Raw genomic sequence first — 389 nt, forward strand, 5'->3', positions numbered from 1 at the left:
CATCGAGGAGATGCGCGCCGTCACCCTCGCCCGCACCGCGCAGATGCCGAGGCGACCCGTGGAGATCGCCTCCACACGCGACCTGACGGTCCCCGGGCCCGCGTCGGACCTCCCGGCGCGGCTCTACGTGCCGCGCGGCGAGGGCCCCTTCCCGCTGACCGTGTTCTTCCACGGCGGCGGGTTCGTCGCGTACTCCGTCGAGACGCACGACCCGCTGTGCCGCGAGCTGTGCGCCGAGTCCGGCTCCATGGTGCTGAGCGTCGAGTACCGCCTCGCGCCCGAGCATCCCTTCCCCGCCGCCGTCGAGGACGCCTTCGCCGCACTGCGCTGGGCCGCCGATCACGCGGCGGAGCTCGGCGCGGACGCCTCGCGTCTCGCGGTGGCCGGGG

1 protein-coding gene is annotated in these 389 nt (G+C 75.3%); it reads left to right on the forward strand.

Features of this window, described 5'->3' with window-relative positions; all coding sequences use genetic code 11:
- On the forward strand, positions 1–389 hold a 389-nt coding region (locus tag DEIPI_RS32510), incomplete at both ends, for an alpha/beta hydrolase fold domain-containing protein (RefSeq protein WP_157463795.1).

Origin of the sequence: Deinococcus pimensis DSM 21231, assembly GCF_000519345.1 — a bacterium.
Taxonomy (GTDB): Bacteria; Deinococcota; Deinococci; order Deinococcales; family Deinococcaceae; genus Deinococcus_A; species Deinococcus_A pimensis.